This is a genomic window from Marinobacter sp. KM021, assembly GCF_050707965.1.
GTDB lineage: Bacteria > Pseudomonadota > Gammaproteobacteria > Pseudomonadales > Oleiphilaceae > Marinobacter > Marinobacter shengliensis.
Genome location: NZ_CP136129.1, coordinates 4279300 through 4293958, shown reverse-complemented (window position 1 = coordinate 4293958; position 14659 = coordinate 4279300). Strand labels below are relative to the sequence as shown.

Genomic DNA, 14659 nt, shown 5'->3' with positions numbered 1-14659 from the left:
TCAGAGGTGAACAATGCGGGTTCTTTTGGTGGAGGATACGGCGGGATTGGGCGAGGCGGTCCGGGATCAGATTGCGGACGACGGCCACGCCGTGGACTGGGTGCAAACTCTGCGCTTTGCTGAGGCGAGTATCAGGACCACAGCCTACGACCTGATTCTGCTGGACCTGATGCTGCCCGACGGCCATGGCTTCGGCTTTTTGCGAACGATCCGGGCTACCGGAATAACAACACCGGTGATCATTCTGACCGCCAGGGATCAGGTGTCTGACCGGATTGAAGGATTGAATGCCGGTGCTGACGACTACCTGGTCAAACCCTTTGATCTTTCGGAGTTGTCGGCCCGCGTGGCCGCGGTGGCTCGCCGATATCGCGGCAATCCAAGCCCGATCATACAAGTGGGCGAGCTGATGATTGATCTTGGCGATCACCGCATCAGTCGCAACGGCCTGCCGGTAGAACTTACGGCACGGGAGTGGGCATTGTTTGAGGGCTTTATCCAGCGACCCGGAATGCTGTTATCGCGATCGCAACTGGAGGATCGTCTATACGCTTTCGGGGCCGAAATCGAAAGTAACACCATCGAAGTTTATGTCAGCCGTCTGCGTAAAAAGCTGGGGCGGGACGCTATCGTAACCGTCAGGGGAATGGGCTATCGCCTGGAAACACATGACCACTAGAACCAGCCTGCAAAAAACACTCGGTATCGGCCTGACACTCGGTGTCACCCTACTCTGGCTGTTGGGCGTGACCGCTTCGGGACTGGTGGCACAGCATGAAATGAACGAGGTCTTCGACAGTGCCCTGGAAGAAACCGCCCAGCGCATACTGCCACTGGCGGTCACCGACATCCTGAACCGTGAGAACGGCGCGGGCAATCAAAAGGCCCCAGCCCTGAAAGACCATGACGAATACCTGACCTATCTGGTACGGGACGAAGCTGGAAATATTCTGCTCCAGTCCCACGATGCCGACCCTGGCGTGTTTAGCAGGACCCCCGCGGAAGGGTTTTCAGATACTCTGACCCACCGGCTATATGGCGTATCTGCAGTCAGCAATACCATCTATCTTGAAGTGGCCGAACCCTTGGCGCACCGGCGTGAATCCGCTCTGGAGGCGGGATTAGCCTTACTGTTGCCTTTACTGGTGCTGATTCCGGTCAGCCTGTTGGGTGTCTGGTGGATTGTCCGGCTTTCCCTTCGTAAGGTGGTCGATTTTCAGCAAGACATTGAATCCCGCGGCGCGGGAGATCTGTCCCCTGTTGTAGAAGAGCAGTTACCCCGTGAATTTGAACCAATCGCCGGTGCCATCAACCGGCTGCTTGAGCGTTTGCATCGTGCTCTCGAATCAGAACGCAGCTTTACCGCCAACAGTGCCCATGAATTGCGAACTCCCCTGGCAACAGCGCTTGCCAAAGTGCAGCGACTGAAAACCAGAATGCCCGATGATTATCTCAAGAATGATGTTGCAGAAATTGAAGAAGCGTTACGCAGTCTCTCGGTGCTGTCCGGAAAACTGCTCGAGTTGGCAAAAGCAGAAGGTGGCGGTGCACTCTCACAAAGCCAGCAGGATCTTGTGCCCATCCTCGCGATGATTGCCCGGGATTTTGAGGCCCAGGCACCCGGGCGAGTTGTTTTATCCCTGCCGGAGCGCGAAGTGAACTCCTTTCTTGATCCCGATGCCTTCGCCATCCTGGTGCGTAACCTGATCGAGAATGCCCTTAAGCATGGTTCCCGTAGCGAGCCGGTGAAGATCAACCTGAACGATAATGGGGTTTTAAGGGTCTGCAATGGCGGTGCAAGAGTGCCACCGGAACAGCTCGCTCTTTTAAGAAACCGGTTTGCACGCGCCAAAACGGACGCTGCAGGTTCTGGCCTGGGCCTCGCGATTGCCGATGCGATTGCTAAAGGTGCCGGCATGACCCTGCATCTCAGATCGCCGGCAACAGGACGGCAGGATGGTTTTGAAGCGGAGCTGAATCTGGCATGTATCTGACACTCACCGACATTGTGCTGCTGACGAGCATCATTCAATCGCTGGCTCTTGCCGTTTTTCTCCTACTTCCATCCAACAGTGGGCTCATATCTAACCGACTCCTGGTTGCCACTCTGGTGTTCTTCGCCGCCGGGTTGGGAGAGATCTTCCTCTATGGCAGCGGGCTTGCGTTCCAGCACCCAAACTTCGCCTACCTCGGGACACTCATCGGGCTTCTGCAAGCAGGCACGCTCTATCTATATGCGCAATCGCTGATGTATCAGAACTTCCGGTTACGCGGGAAGCATCTCGTGCACACGTTGCTCTTCTGGGTGGTCGGCGCAATTTTTCTGGTTGAGTATTATTTGCAGCCGAGCGAGACCAAAATTCAGATTCTGCTTGAACGGGACCACCCGGGCGTACTTACCTCTCCCCTTCTTGCAGTCGCTATTCACGCGGTCTTTCTGGGCTACCTGTGCACGACGATTCGTGCGATCAACCGTTTCGGCCTTGGTATTCGACAGATTTTCTCGAGTATTGAAAACAAACAACTTGCGTGGTTACGGACGCTTCTGATCGGCTATGCAGTGGCCTGGACCGTAAGCATGTTTTACTGCCTTGCGGCGCATGTGTTTAGAAGCGTGCCTGGAACCGAGTGGGTGGCCGGCGCTGGCGCTGTAACGGGCTTCATTTTCATCAATTTTCTGATGATAAACTCTCTTCGCCAACCCGTTGTTTTCTCTGGATTGGCAGCAGACCAGGCCGCCTTGCTGGAAGAAGAGCCCACGCCGCAGTTTGATCAAACTTTAAAGGTCAGGCTCCAACAGTTAATGCACCAGGAAAAGCCCCACTTGCACCCCAACCTGACCCTGGAACAACTTTCACGGAAATTGGGCGCCCCTTCAAGAGAGGTTTCACGGGCCATTAACCAAGGCTTTGGCTGCAATTTCTTTGAGTTCGTCAGTCGCTATCGCATCGACGAGGCGAAATCGCGCCTGGCCGATGCAGCCAATCAGGCAAATATTCTGCAAACTATGTATGACTCTGGCTTCAACTCGAAGTCCGTATTCAACACTGCTTTCAAGAAAGAGACAGGATTTACCCCCAGTGAATATCGCCGACGAGCCCTGCAGGGCGATATCCGACCCTAGCCACGATCCTGAACCTGGCTACCCGGCGTTCGAGTACGCTCTCACCCGATACTGAAACCTCTATCCTTTTGAATTATATATTTTATTTCCAAACCATGGAATCGGTTCGGTTTCGTACTTGCGAACGATTCTTTGGCCTCCCTTCCGTACTCTGATTGCGAAACGCCACCAAACCCGGTGCTCGTGAAGCTCAACGCAATATGAAGAGGTCATGTATGAAAACCAAATTACGCAAAACCGCTGTTCCCGCAGTGGCCGCAGCAATCTTCAGCCTGATGTTTGCCGGTAGCGCCCAAGCTCATTGTGATGCTCTGGACGGTCCCGTGATTACCGAAGCCCGTGCGGCACTGGAGTCAGGCAATGTTAAGCCCTTGCTCAAATGGGTGCCGGCAAAGGATGAGGCCGAAATCAAAAGGGTATTCGCCGATGTGCGCCAAGTCCGCGGGCAAAGCGAAACTGCGAAAAACATTGCCGATCAGCATCTGTTCTCGACGCTCGTTGAGGTTCATCGTGCCTCCGAAGGCGCACCCTTTACCGGCATCAAGCCTTCCGGACAGATTGATCCGGGTTTAATGGCGGCGGATGCGGCGTTGGAAAACGGGCAAATTGATCGCCTCGTGGCAAATATAACCCGCAAGATCGAGAACGGTATTCGTGAGCGTTATCATGAGGCTCAGCGTGCAAGGGCCATGGCTGATCAAAGCGGCGATAAGGGGCGTGCCTTTGTCGCTGACTACGTCAATTACATTCACTATATAGAGGGCGTGCATGGCGCTGCTGGAGGGCAGGGGCACTAATTCCTATCTTCACGCAGACGCAAAGCAGGCTGACGGCCTGCTTTGCGTTGTATTCATTTCCAGTTTCGCCTTCGGCTGAATTGGTACCATCATTCTATTAAGGCGCATCAAAAAACATAAATGAAGCCAACACCAATCTCCGCTTCATAATCATTCCGGGATATCGGGCTATCTGAGACGTCACTCCCATAAACTTCGTAAAGAGCTTCGCCGAAGATCTGCCAGTTCTTGTTCAGGTAGTTCCGGTAATTAACATTGACCCCCGTCGAACGATACCCGCTATCAACGTCGGTTTCTGGAAGACCTGAATCTATCGATTGCCGGGTGTTCACACCAAAGTCCCGGTTGGCTAACTTGCCATCGTGGAACGTTGCAGCCGCGCCAATTTCCCATCCAGTGCCATCAGGCTGGCAAGCAAGGCAGGTTCCTGCGCCGAAAACCCCCAACGTACCGATCTCTCCCGCTGAAACACGACCATCAAGGAAGTAACGCCAGTTTTCTGCAAGAGCGTGACGCACCTCAAGCAACACTGCCGCTCCAGAACTTGATTCACCCAGGCCATCCAGTCTGCCATCCTCGGAATCACCCTCTTCCCGGCCTTCTTCGTAGCCTACCGAGGCTTGAATCAACCAGGCATCCCTGGCCAGTGTTCGCCACCCAATGGCCTCACCTGCCCAGAAAAAAAGGTGGTCACCCGTTCGCCACTGAACACCCCCAGCCGGATCGACCTCAAGCTCGAACTCGTCTGAACCCTCATAAGCCGTCTCATACTCAACGCCCAGGCCAAGCCCAACACCCCAGCCATCGCCATCGGTAAAATCAACGACAGAGGGAAGCGGAACCAGAGGGGTTCTCGTCTCCGTCGCATTTACCAACCCAAAACAAGAAATTGCGCCAAGAAATGTGGCGGTTTGCAGAACTGCTTTTATCATGGTTTTTCCCCCATCAAATCGTGAGGGGTTATACGGCGTACGCTTCATTATGGATGCATATTTTAGAGAGGCTGCCGGGCCATAAACCCGGCATTCAAATATCTATTACCCCAGTTTTACGTTCATGGTGATTTCTGCAGTGAATACCGTTTGCCCGTCTTCGTCGATGACAGAAACCGGAACGATTTTTTGCCCCGCACTATCCCAGTCAATTCCTTCTCCGTTTGCGATCGCGCGCAGGTCGGTTTTCGCTTTGGCCAGGTAATTCACGCTCATTGACTGAGGAATCCATCGGGCACCGCTCGGAATTGTCGCATCAGTCATCAGGCCAGCGACTAACTCGGCGGCGTTGCACATGGCAATGGCGTGGACCGTTCCCAGGTGGTTTGTGATTTCCTTCCTGAATGGCACCTTCGCCTCGGCGTAGCCTTGCTTCAATTCGACAAGCGTTGGCTGGATAGTGCTGAAGTAAGGCGCTTGCTGACACATCATGCTGGAAAAACTTTCGGCACCAAAGGCGTTGAATGCTGCGAGTGCTTGGCTCATAAATCGTGATCTCCATGATATTTGGTAGCGACAAGTTACTAAACAGAATAATATTCTGTAAAAGAATAATGTTCTGTTTATGGAGGGGCTGTCAAGGAGTAAACTGCCGTATTAATCGATACAGGAATGAGCAAGAGCCCTTTATGCCTGACGACGATATTCTCGAAAAGCCGTTCCCAGGGCGCAGATCTGCGCTGAAGCGGAACATTCTTGAGAACGCCCTGGCTTGCTTCAATGAGCTTGGCGTGGAAGCCACGACCATCGACACCATCAAGGTTCGGTGTGGCGCCAGTGTTGGTGCTATCTACCATCATTTCGGAAACAAAGAAGGCATTCTGAGCGCCCTATTCTTCTGTGCGCAGGATAATCAGAGAGCGAAACTGACATCAGCTCTGGAGACGGCGGAAACACTGAAAGAAGCTGTCCACGTTATCGTTAAAAGTTATGTGGACTGGGTAACGAGTTACCCGGAGTGGGCTCGTTTCCTTTTTCAGGCACGATCCGCTGTGGCTAAAGGGCCACATCAGCAGCAACTCAGAGAGCGCAATATTGAAAACTACCGTGAGCTGAGGGAGGTGTTATTCAGGCTGGATTCCGGCGCGAATGAGATTATTCAATGCCAGGAATTGCTTCCATCTCTGATCATCGGGCCGGCGGAGAACTTTTGCAGGGCCTGGCTTTCCGGGCGGATCCAGACGTCACCCCTCGAGTATCGGGAACAGTTTGCGGAATCGGCCTGGCGGTCCATTCATAGGTAAGGGCCTGATAATGGCGTTGGAGTCGGGCAGTACCCCGCCCTTATATACATGCTCAGTAGCCTGCGACCGACGAAAGGCTTGAATCCTGCCCTGACTATTCTCCGGCCTTTCTGGCCGATGCTTCTCATTACCGTATCAGGATCTGCCGATGTCTGACCCCTCCTAGTCGCATTAAAGGAGCACCCTCACATCATCGAAGACCGGTCTGAAACGGCAGAAAAACTTGCCGCCCAATCATTCATCCTATTGTACTTGGCAGTACTCATTGATTTTTTAAATAGAAATTAGAAAAATCAATATAACCATATGTTTTTTTAATGAAAATATTGGATAACACAATATTGTGAGTCTGTTTGGTAAGTAGGCTGACGAAGTGGCCAAAGGCAAGTATCATCAGTCCATCGCCTTTCTTTAGGCGATAAAAAACCCCAGGACCGAAGCCCTGAGGTTTTACCAAGCGGTAGGGGCCTTCCGCCAAGAATAACCCCCTACCTATATCCACACAGCCAGTAAGACTGATGGGTTGAGAATAGTACAAAACGAGACGCTTGTATGCCAATACCCTTTGGATCTATCGTCCCGTGATCGTAACGCCTCTTACCGTCACCTCACTGGCTATCTCGTACAGGAGATCAGCCATGGTCATCAGACCCGCTGTCTACGTTCGAGCCTACTTCCGAATGGTCAACGGCACGCTTCAGCGTGTTTGCGCCCATTTCCGGAGTTGGCCAAACCGCTAAATGAGGATGATGCCGAGGGCATCCCTGGGCATCGCTAGAATCTTTTCATTGATGTGAGGTGACGCATGTCCAAAAAATACCGAAGCGCTGTAACAGGCCGTTATGTAACCGAGACCTTTGCCAAGAAACACCCGCGGGAAACCGTCGGTGAAAAGAGTAAACCGTCTCGGAAGAAAAAATAACGAAGTCGGCACAAGGACGTGCCCTGGAACCCGCTTCAGGCTCTGGTGGTCTCCCAAGTACACTGCGCATAATCGGCGTTACGTTAAGGTCACAAAGCGAACGTTCAAATTTTGGACAGTGCTCGCGTTGACCAGAGCCGGAGCGATTAACCGGCACAGCAGGACAACTGCTTTACATCCTTGGTGAACGTTTGCGCACAGAGTTTGAGTCCTTCAACCATGGTCAGATAAGGGAACAAGTCATCGCCGATTTCCTGAACGGTCAAACCTGCTCGTAACGCCATCACTGCCGTTTGGATAATTTCACCGCCTTCCGCTGCGACAACCTGCACCCCGAGCAAACGGCCTGTGCTGCGCTCTGCTACCATTTTAATAAATCCATGGGTGTCAAAGTTTACTAGCGCACGCGGCACGTTTTCCAAGTCGAGCAGCCTGGTGTCCACGCTATAACCCCGAGCAACTGCTTCGGCTTCAGTGAGGCCAACGGTGGCGACTTGAGGATCGGTGAACATGACCCCGGGCATGGCACTGAGGTCGAGTTTGGCCTCGCCTCCCGTCATGTTGACGGCGGCTCGGCTGCCTGCGGCAGCTGCGACATAGACAAACTGCGGTTGATTGGTGCAGTCACCAGCAGCGTATATTCCGGTGACCGTGGTTTGCAGATGCTCATCCACCTGAATTGCGCCGCGTGAAGTTTCCACGCCAATGCTCGCCAGGTTCAGGGCCTCGGTATTGGGCGTTCGACCGGTCGCCACCAGTAGTTGGTCGGCTCGCAAGGTGCCGGCAGGCGTCTCGACGATAAACTCGTTGTCGCTATAGTCCACGTTGCTGGGCGTGGTCTGGCGAAGCACCTCAATCCCTTCCCGTTTAAAAGCCGCCTCTATGGCCTCTCCGATCGTAGGATCTTCGCTGGACAACACACGGCTCCGGGCTAAAACGGTAACCTTGCTGCCGAGTCTGTCGAATGCCTGAGCCAATTCCAAGGAAACGAAACCGGCACCAATCACGATCAGCCGTTTGGGAACGGTATCCAGCGCCAAGGCACTGGTTGATGTCAGGTAAGGAGTGTCTGCCAGCCCCGTTATTGGCGGCTCTGCCGGTCTGGCTCCGGTTCCAATAAAGGCGCGATCAAAATGAACCGGTTTTTCACCACCCTCAGCCAGCGTGACTACCAGGCTATTGGTATCGACAAACCGGGCCTCACCGTTCAGGACTGTGATGTCCTTGTGTTCTCGAAGTATCTTTTCGTACTTGGTGTCACGCAGCTCCTCCACTCGTGCCTGCTGTTGCTGAAGCAGTTTTGCTCGGTCTACCTGAGGAGCCTCAGCACTGATGCCCGCGTCAAACGGGCTTTCTTTTCGCAGGTGCGCGATATGTGCTGCACGAATCATAATCTTCGAGGGCACGCAGCCAACATTTACGCAGGTGCCGCCGACAGTCCCACGTTCAATCAGGGTGACGCGGGCACCGCGCTCTGTTGCCTTCAGGGCAGCCGCCATGGCGGCACCACCACTGCCGATTACCGCAATATGCAGTTTGTTGTCATTTTTCACTCGGGAAACTCCTTGGAGCTTTGAAGTTGCTCTCGTAGCTGGCGTCATAGTGCTTTTTCCGCCAGAACGCATAAACCGTCAGGCCGATGAATACCGCCAGTGCCGGAAGAAGCACATAGTCGAGATAGCCCGTCAGGGCGGCCAGTCCCACGGTGGCCATCAAAATGACCAGAATCGGTGTGAAGCAGCATAGTGCAACCAGAATAGTCCCTACCCTACTATGCCGACCCTGAGCAGGTTCTTCGGATTCTTCATTGCCCCTCCGGAGTCGCCTCTGAGGCCGTGGGAGTGGAGGGGTAACCAGCGTCGCTCGTGGCCTCGGTGAGCGCCTCTATGGAAGTGAGCGCATCGTTAAAGGTGACGACGGCTTCTCGATCAGGGTAGCTCACGGAAACTTGCGACACCCCTTCCACCTTACTTAAGGCCAACTTGACGGTGATCGGACACGCGGCACAGGTCATGTCAGGCACCGAGAGAGTTACTGTTTGAGACGCAGCCCAGGAGGACATGCTGAGCAAAGTGAGGAACATGGCAAGTACAAACTGTTTACGCATGAGAAAAATCTCCGTTTAGTAGAATAGAGGCAAAATGTAAGGGAACACTAATGCGACCAGTACCAGAGCCGTAACTACCCAAAAGATCACCTTATAGGTCTTTCGGACTTGAGGGATCGCACACGTTTCACCGGGTGAGCATTGCTCTACAGGGCGATAGATTCGTCGCCAGGCAAAGAACATGGCGACGGTGGCCGCGCCAATGAACAGCGGTCGATAGGGCTCCAAAGCTGTCAGGTTGCCGATCCAGGCACCGGAAACGCCCAGAGTGATAAGTACCAATGGCCCGAGACAGCACGCCGAGGCGAGAAGTCCAGCCATGCCCCCGACAGCGAGAGAAGCACCTCCGGATTTAGATTTGAATTTCGACATGACGCTGACACCTGTTGCCCATGGACTCGATGCGATAAGGTTACTTCCGTAGTCAAGTACGGAGTCAAGCAGTATGTCGGTTAAAGCCAGTTCACTGACTATTGGCGGCTTGGCCAAGGCGGCCAATGTAAATGTCGAGACGATCCGCTATTACCAGCGGCGAGGTCTGTTGTCGGAACCCAAACGACCTCTAGGTGGTATTCGACGCTACGGTTCCGCCGATATTGATCGGCTGACATTTGTTAAAACGGCGCAGCAGCTGGGTTTCAGTCTCGACGAGGTCGGCGACCTTTTAAGGTTGGAAGATGGCACTCACTGTCAGGAAGCCAGTGCGCTCGCCGAGCACAAGCTGAAGGATGTGCGTGAAAAGATCGAAAGGCTGGTCAAAATTGAGAAGGCTCTGAGCGACATGGTCAGTCAATGCCACGCACGGCCGGACAGCATCGCGTGCCCGCTCATTGCATCTCTACATGAGGGAGACATTGGAACAAAAAGCCAAAGGGATTAGCTTCTGAACCAATCGACCTCTTGAGGCTCTACCCCGTCACTGCGGACACTACGAAAAGATAGGCAGATTTATCGAACCGAGGTGCGCGAACGTTCGCTTTTGTTTAAAAGCGCCACGTTGGAACTGGCGTCGTTAGCAAACAACCTCGGTTCAACGCGGCCAATTTATGGTGACAAACTGCGGCCACATTATGGTGTCATTACCACTTCCGATAACCCTCTCCCCGTTAGGTGTCAACCAAACGTCAGCGGCGCTTTTTACGGCTAACCTAGACGATACGACTCTGAGGTTCTGTTATGCTTCCAGGCTGATATACGGGGGTATCCATGACCGAAATATACAGGGACACACCAATGGCGAAGGCCATTTTCGAAATGTTCGATAACCTGGCTGACTTCCTGGAAGACCGAGGGGCCAAGCCTGGTAGCTGTAAGGCGTATATTTTCGGCGGCTGTGCTCTCCATCTCCATACTAACGCTCGTGGTAGCAGTGACCTGGATATAGAGCTCGAAGCGATGGACAGGATTTCTCCCAATGAGCTGGTTCTTGCCCTGGATGAAGTCTTTTTTGATGATCCGGAAACCGGCCCTTCCTCTATCGTATTCGATCCGAATTTCACTCCGACCCTCGCGCCGCTACATGAGGATTACCAGGAAGACGCCATTTGGCTTAACCGGAACGAGGAAGACTCACCGGTCTGGGTCTACCTGGTTCAAAAAGTGGACCTGGCTATTTCGAAACTCGGGCGCTATGGAGACCAGGACATCGACGATATACACACGCTGTTTGACCATGGACTCTCCATCGAGGAGTTCAAATACCGCGCCGAGGAGGCCCGTAAGTACTTTCCAGGTAACCTCGACAGATTGACAGGGAATATCACCCACGTTATAAAAACGTATACAAAGTGATCAACGCGGACATTTCATGACTTCCTTACTTAACGTCGCACACAAAGGACTCGACCGTGTGACAGACCAAGAGGTTGTAAAAGCAGCCCTTGAAGTCTGGCATCAGGGCTATGTCCCGACGCTTTCAGGGTTGCCCCTGGAAGAGCGACGCCTGGCCGGCTATCTGGTTGACCGTTTATCCAGGTTCAACTGCCTGAGTGCCGAACAGAAGAAGGAACTGCAAACCGTCGCCTCTGATGCGAAGGCGAGCCTTCCTGAACGTTTGTCCCGGGCCCGTGTCGACGGGCTGGCCCAATCCTGGGGGCTCGATCACGATCTCAGGCCGTTTATGAAAGCCCTACTCCCCTTCCAAACCCGGCACTATAAGCGCGGTCTCGATAAAACCGCTGCCTGAAGATACCATTTAGGCCGAAGGGCCCTGGACTAAGGGGGCGTCGGATTCGTTGAATCGGCCGCACTTGAATTTTGGTCGCTGGCTCGAGTCCAGGTGGGCCCACCACACAAAGCTCCACACCAAGCGGTCTGGGGCTTTTTCTTTGCCTGAAATTTAAGCCGCTGCGCCATGCTTACATGCGATTACATCGCCGTCATGACACACGAACCACTGAAGCCTTGCATGAAATTCTTTTTTCATGCAAAGATACCATATACCGCGCGAGAGCACTCATGATTGAGAGGTGAACCATGGCATTTAGAGCAGACGAAGCAGCACGCATCGGGTACGAGCAAGTAGAAGCCTACCTTGTACCAAGGCCAAGAGACTCCGATGAGTCCGTCAGGATGCGCAGTAGGGAAGCGCTCATGGACATCGTGGATGAGCTTGGTCCGGTTGTTGACACCTACCCGACTTGGCACCCACTGGTCTGTAACCACGACAGTCGTATCCCAGAGACCACACCAAGCGCCCAATGTGGCTACAACGGCCTTGACCATACCCGGCTCTTCCGCAACGGCTTCATCACTTGCCCCTACACTGCAAGCGGGAAGGCCGAGAAAGTCATTGAGTCAGTGAACGCATTACCACCCCACCCTGTGGCCAATATCACGGCCGAAAAGCTAGACGTGAAGCTGTACATGCCTGACGCAACTCCCGTCCTGGTGAAGTGTGAATGGAATAGGGCGCTCAATATGGACGGAACCATACCCCTCTCCATAGCGATGCCCCTGATACTTGAACAGGAGCTTCCCTGCTGGAGGTGGTCCGAATTGGCAGAAACCTGGGAGTCAATGCGCTACTACCTGCTAGGCAGCCCCCACGGTGCCCGTTCCTCACTATTCGTCAACCAAGAGACTGGGCAGGCCATCAAGAAGATTTGGAACTCGCTCATCTACACCGGAATGTTCGGCCCGATCAAGGTGTAGCGCAGCTGGCGCAAGCGGCACGATTACCCACCACCGCCGCTGGCGGCCTCCCGGTCATCGCCTGTGCCAGCCCACAGCGAACACAAACGACAGCGCCCCAAGACATTGCTGCCAAAGGGCGCTGAAGGCCAGATCGCGACCTGAGCCCATCGATAAGTAAGAACGGTCTCCCATTGCCCCCATAACCTACTCAATGCTGGCTTGGATTTGACTGGCAATTCCGGTAGATTTACTAACACTTCAGGCATGGATTGTGCCGATTAATACTTTGTGGAAACACGGACGTGACCAAAATAGCAGACCCGCACTCGCTTGCGCTTCACGAAGCGTTGATGATCGAGGGTGGCTGGGACCAATACTCCGATAAGGAGCTGGCCAGCTACCTTCCGAGTTCCAGTTTCACCCCTGCCCGATTAAGAGACCAGCTTGCCAGTGGCGAGTTGGTGTTGCTCAAAGAGATCCCTGCGGTTCCTGTTTTCAGGTTGGTATCCGGGCGCATTGTTCCCACGGAAAGCACCTCTGCAGCCATTGCAGAGAATGCCGTCACGGCCTTCGAAAAACGCTTTGGTGACCGGCAAGCGTTTCCTTCCAGAGGCACCGCCTACGCTCATTCCGATAGCCTGCCACCACCGCCCAAGCTCGACTACACGCCGGAACGCCCGGTGATTGAGCCACCCCCCGAGCCTCTACCCCCGCCGGTGGTGATCTCGGAAAACTTTGGGCTTCCGCCCTTGGGCCCCAAAGTGTTTGCCAAGTCCTGCACCCGGCCCTCCGGGGATACCGACAGTAATGAGGGCGAGGAAAAAGCCAGCAACTTCGGCACCCTTGCGATGCTTGCCCCCGCCACCGTCACCAGCCCCGGTGCAAACGGCTTGCGGCCGCTGGGCCTGATCTCCGGCTCGGCAATGAGACTGGCAAAAGGCTGGGCTATGGCGGCGCGTATTGGTGCCAGCGTAATGAGTACGGCTGCCAGCACAGTACTTTTGGCACTCTGGCCATCCAAGCTGGGCGACAGCACCCTGTACACCGAGGAAGAACTCCTTGAAATGGCTGAGGCGGCCATTCGGGTGCGTTTTCATCTGCACGTGGATGCCACCGGAAACCTCCGGGTGGCTGGTTATCACGTTAATGACAGCACCGGATACAAAGACCGGGTTCCGGTTGCTCACGCAGAGCTCAAGGGCGAGAATTTTGAAGTGGTGGTTGATGACGACTTCACCCTCGTGTGGTACCCGGATGACAGCGGCCACCGCCCGGTAGTGAGCACCGAATACCCGGCGGATTCCGGTATTGATCCCTACAGCATTCTGGTGACACCGATTAAGGAGGATGGCCAGGAACACTCGCCACCCGGATACCAGCGGCCGTTTGAGGATCAGGTCGAGCTGATCGTAAGTTTTCCGAAGGATAGTGGGATTGAGCCGTTGTATTTGGTTTTTCAAAAGAGCATTGGTGGTGGAGAGGGTGTTCTAAACAAAAATCTGACAGGGCCATTGTCAGCTGACGAAGCAAACGCTCCCCATCTTGCAAAAGGAAACCTTCCTCCTTATGCGGAAGGTACACGCGCTAGGGATATTGTCCTTGAGCAAGAAAGGGTATTTGCACGTGTGCATGGCGAGGGTAACCAAGCTAGATCATGGATGATGCGCCAACAGGAAATCGAAGGGTTAACACCTCTGCAAATACAAGATAAGTTTGCGCTACCAGAACTACCGAATTTTGTGTCTGATGTTCATGTTCCCCCAGGAACTAATATTCGAGTAGGGACAGTTGGGGCGCAACCTGACTGGGGTTCAGGTGGTGCAATTCAATACGAATTGTTACAGCGACTTCCATCTTCTGCGTTCCAAAACATGAGGCCATTACCATGACGATTAATTATTCAGCTACGAAGAACGTATTGAAAATAAAACCATCGGGTATTGAGGTGCCGTTTCAATGGCCAATAGCAGAAGTGGTAGTGTTTGACGCTATCCTTGTAGTCCGAATTGAACCTGATCCGGGTGCGTATTTTAACGAGAACGTATTTGGAGTCAGGGAGGATGGGAGTATTGCTTGGGTGATCGAAAAACGGAAGCATGTGTATGATGATAGTCCATATACATCAATCGTTGCCAAGGATGATAACGTAAAGCTTTTTAATTGGGATGGCGATGAATTGTTGGTAGAGCCAAAGAGTGGAAAAGTTATCTCGGTAGGTTTTGGCAAGTAACTTGTCTTCAGTTTCGGCAACGGCGGTCGTGAAGAAAGCACGCCGGTCGACATCACCCTTAACAACAATAACTACAATTTAGCGTTTGGTTTTACCGACACTCACGTC

General features: G+C 53.5%; 18 protein-coding genes. 11 read left to right on the top strand and 7 right to left on the bottom strand.

Annotated elements, in window-relative coordinates:
* The first annotated feature begins 13 nt into the window (after window positions 1-13).
* From RVM24_RS20000 to RVM24_RS19985, 4 genes are all read left to right on the top strand, one after another.
* Window positions 14-679: a response regulator gene (locus RVM24_RS20000; RefSeq protein ID WP_011786648.1), complete on the top strand. Its 666-nt coding sequence runs from the start codon at window positions 14-16 to the stop codon at window positions 677-679.
* A complete protein-coding gene (locus tag RVM24_RS19995) occupies window positions 669-1994 on the top strand; it encodes an ATP-binding protein (protein ID WP_011786649.1) in 1326 nt (441 codons plus the stop codon). The genes RVM24_RS20000 and RVM24_RS19995 overlap by 11 nt, the downstream gene beginning before the upstream one ends.
* Window positions 1985-3124 (top strand): helix-turn-helix domain-containing protein, encoded by a 1140-nt coding sequence (locus RVM24_RS19990; protein ID WP_022989540.1) that lies wholly within the window; start codon window positions 1985-1987, stop codon window positions 3122-3124. The genes RVM24_RS19995 and RVM24_RS19990 overlap by 10 nt, the downstream gene beginning before the upstream one ends.
* A 215-nt stretch (window positions 3125-3339) precedes the next feature.
* Complete coding sequence (locus RVM24_RS19985; protein ID WP_022989541.1) at window positions 3340-3921, top strand: DUF6448 family protein; 582 nt, start codon at window positions 3340-3342, stop codon at window positions 3919-3921.
* A 107-nt stretch (window positions 3922-4028) separates the two neighbouring features.
* On the opposite strand, the gene RVM24_RS19980 is transcribed toward RVM24_RS19985, so the two are convergent.
* Both RVM24_RS19980 and RVM24_RS19975 read right to left on the bottom strand, forming a co-directional pair.
* Window positions 4029-4853: a MipA/OmpV family protein gene (locus tag RVM24_RS19980; RefSeq protein ID WP_058090680.1), complete on the bottom strand. Its 825-nt coding sequence runs from the start codon at window positions 4851-4853 to the stop codon at window positions 4029-4031.
* A gap of 105 nt (window positions 4854-4958) precedes the next feature.
* Complete coding sequence (locus RVM24_RS19975) at window positions 4959-5399, bottom strand: hotdog fold domain-containing protein (RefSeq protein ID WP_022989543.1); 441 nt, start codon at window positions 5397-5399, stop codon at window positions 4959-4961.
* A 143-nt stretch (window positions 5400-5542) separates the two neighbouring features.
* Here RVM24_RS19975 and RVM24_RS19970 point away from each other — a divergent pair, with 143 nt between their 5' ends.
* Window positions 5543-6157, top strand: coding sequence for a TetR/AcrR family transcriptional regulator (locus tag RVM24_RS19970; RefSeq protein WP_286253395.1), 615 nt, complete (start codon window positions 5543-5545; stop codon window positions 6155-6157).
* Between the two features lie 262 nt (window positions 6158-6419).
* On the opposite strand, the gene RVM24_RS19965 is transcribed toward RVM24_RS19970, so the two are convergent.
* The 5 genes from RVM24_RS19965 to merT form a co-directional block, all read right to left on the bottom strand.
* Window positions 6420-6635, bottom strand: coding sequence for a hypothetical protein (locus RVM24_RS19965; protein ID WP_156510019.1), 216 nt, complete (start codon window positions 6633-6635; stop codon window positions 6420-6422).
* A 590-nt stretch (window positions 6636-7225) separates the two neighbouring features.
* Window positions 7226-8680 (bottom strand): mercury(II) reductase, encoded by a 1455-nt coding sequence (merA, locus tag RVM24_RS19960; protein ID WP_206769573.1) that lies wholly within the window; start codon window positions 8678-8680, stop codon window positions 7226-7228.
* Window positions 8622-8792 carry a mercury resistance system transport protein MerF gene (merF, locus tag RVM24_RS19955; RefSeq protein ID WP_011783482.1) on the bottom strand — a complete coding sequence of 57 codons (171 nt, stop codon included), beginning with the start codon at window positions 8790-8792 and terminating at the stop codon, window positions 8622-8624. Before merF ends, merA begins: the two co-directional genes overlap by 59 nt.
* A 91-nt stretch (window positions 8793-8883) precedes the next feature.
* A complete protein-coding gene (merP, locus tag RVM24_RS19950; protein WP_011783481.1) occupies window positions 8884-9186 on the bottom strand; it encodes a mercury resistance system periplasmic binding protein MerP in 303 nt (100 codons plus the stop codon).
* Window positions 9187-9201: 15 nt separating this feature from the next.
* On the bottom strand, window positions 9202-9558 hold the full coding sequence (gene merT / locus RVM24_RS19945) for a mercuric ion transporter MerT (protein ID WP_011783480.1): 357 nt from the start codon (window positions 9556-9558) through the stop codon (window positions 9202-9204).
* 73 nt (window positions 9559-9631) lie between these two features.
* On the opposite strand from merT, the gene merR reads away from it, so the two are divergent.
* From merR to RVM24_RS19915, 6 genes are all read left to right on the top strand, one after another.
* A complete protein-coding gene (gene merR / locus RVM24_RS19940; RefSeq protein WP_011783479.1) occupies window positions 9632-10066 on the top strand; it encodes an Hg(II)-responsive transcriptional regulator in 435 nt (144 codons plus the stop codon).
* A gap of 353 nt (window positions 10067-10419) precedes the next feature.
* The gene (locus RVM24_RS19935; RefSeq protein ID WP_156510018.1) at window positions 10420-10977 is read left to right on the top strand and encodes a DUF6036 family nucleotidyltransferase; all 558 of its coding nucleotides are present in this window, start codon (window positions 10420-10422) and stop codon (window positions 10975-10977) included.
* 58 nt (window positions 10978-11035) lie between these two features.
* Entirely contained in the window at window positions 11036-11371 is a 336-nt protein-coding gene (locus tag RVM24_RS19930; RefSeq protein WP_058090677.1) for a hypothetical protein, read from the top strand.
* Window positions 11372-11661: 290 nt separating this feature from the next.
* Window positions 11662-12339, top strand: coding sequence for a hypothetical protein (locus RVM24_RS19925; protein ID WP_058090676.1), 678 nt, complete (start codon window positions 11662-11664; stop codon window positions 12337-12339).
* A gap of 446 nt (window positions 12340-12785) precedes the next feature.
* Window positions 12786-14210, top strand: a complete 1425-nt coding sequence (locus RVM24_RS19920) for an S-type pyocin domain-containing protein (protein ID WP_431474647.1) — start codon at window positions 12786-12788, stop codon at window positions 14208-14210.
* Complete coding sequence (locus RVM24_RS19915; RefSeq protein ID WP_058090674.1) at window positions 14207-14551, top strand: hypothetical protein; 345 nt, start codon at window positions 14207-14209, stop codon at window positions 14549-14551. The genes RVM24_RS19920 and RVM24_RS19915 overlap by 4 nt, the downstream gene beginning before the upstream one ends.
* Window positions 14552-14659 lie beyond the last annotated feature (108 nt).

Coding starts and splice junctions, on each gene's coding strand:
- RVM24_RS20000 (WP_011786648.1), top strand. CDS start 14: ATGCGGGTTCTTTTGGTGGAGGATACGGCGGGATTGGGCGAGGCGGTC.
- RVM24_RS19975 (WP_022989543.1), bottom strand. CDS start 5,399: ATGAGCCAAGCACTCGCAGCATTCAACGCCTTTGGTGCCGAAAGTTTT.
- RVM24_RS19985 (WP_022989541.1), top strand. CDS start 3,340: ATGAAAACCAAATTACGCAAAACCGCTGTTCCCGCAGTGGCCGCAGCA.
- merP (WP_011783481.1), bottom strand. CDS start 9,186: ATGCGTAAACAGTTTGTACTTGCCATGTTCCTCACTTTGCTCAGCATG.
- RVM24_RS19990 (WP_022989540.1), top strand. CDS start 1,985: ATGTATCTGACACTCACCGACATTGTGCTGCTGACGAGCATCATTCAA.
- RVM24_RS19915 (WP_058090674.1), top strand. CDS start 14,207: ATGACGATTAATTATTCAGCTACGAAGAACGTATTGAAAATAAAACCA.
- merF (WP_011783482.1), bottom strand. CDS start 8,792: ATGGCCACCGTGGGACTGGCCGCCCTGACGGGCTATCTCGACTATGTG.
- RVM24_RS19935 (WP_156510018.1), top strand. CDS start 10,420: ATGGCGAAGGCCATTTTCGAAATGTTCGATAACCTGGCTGACTTCCTG.
- RVM24_RS19925 (WP_058090676.1), top strand. CDS start 11,662: ATGGCATTTAGAGCAGACGAAGCAGCACGCATCGGGTACGAGCAAGTA.
- merR (WP_011783479.1), top strand. CDS start 9,632: ATGTCGGTTAAAGCCAGTTCACTGACTATTGGCGGCTTGGCCAAGGCG.
- merA (WP_206769573.1), bottom strand. CDS start 8,680: ATGACGCCAGCTACGAGAGCAACTTCAAAGCTCCAAGGAGTTTCCCGA.
- RVM24_RS19995 (WP_011786649.1), top strand. CDS start 669: ATGACCACTAGAACCAGCCTGCAAAAAACACTCGGTATCGGCCTGACA.
- merT (WP_011783480.1), bottom strand. CDS start 9,558: ATGTCGAAATTCAAATCTAAATCCGGAGGTGCTTCTCTCGCTGTCGGG.
- RVM24_RS19970 (WP_286253395.1), top strand. CDS start 5,543: ATGCCTGACGACGATATTCTCGAAAAGCCGTTCCCAGGGCGCAGATCT.
- RVM24_RS19980 (WP_058090680.1), bottom strand. CDS start 4,853: ATGATAAAAGCAGTTCTGCAAACCGCCACATTTCTTGGCGCAATTTCT.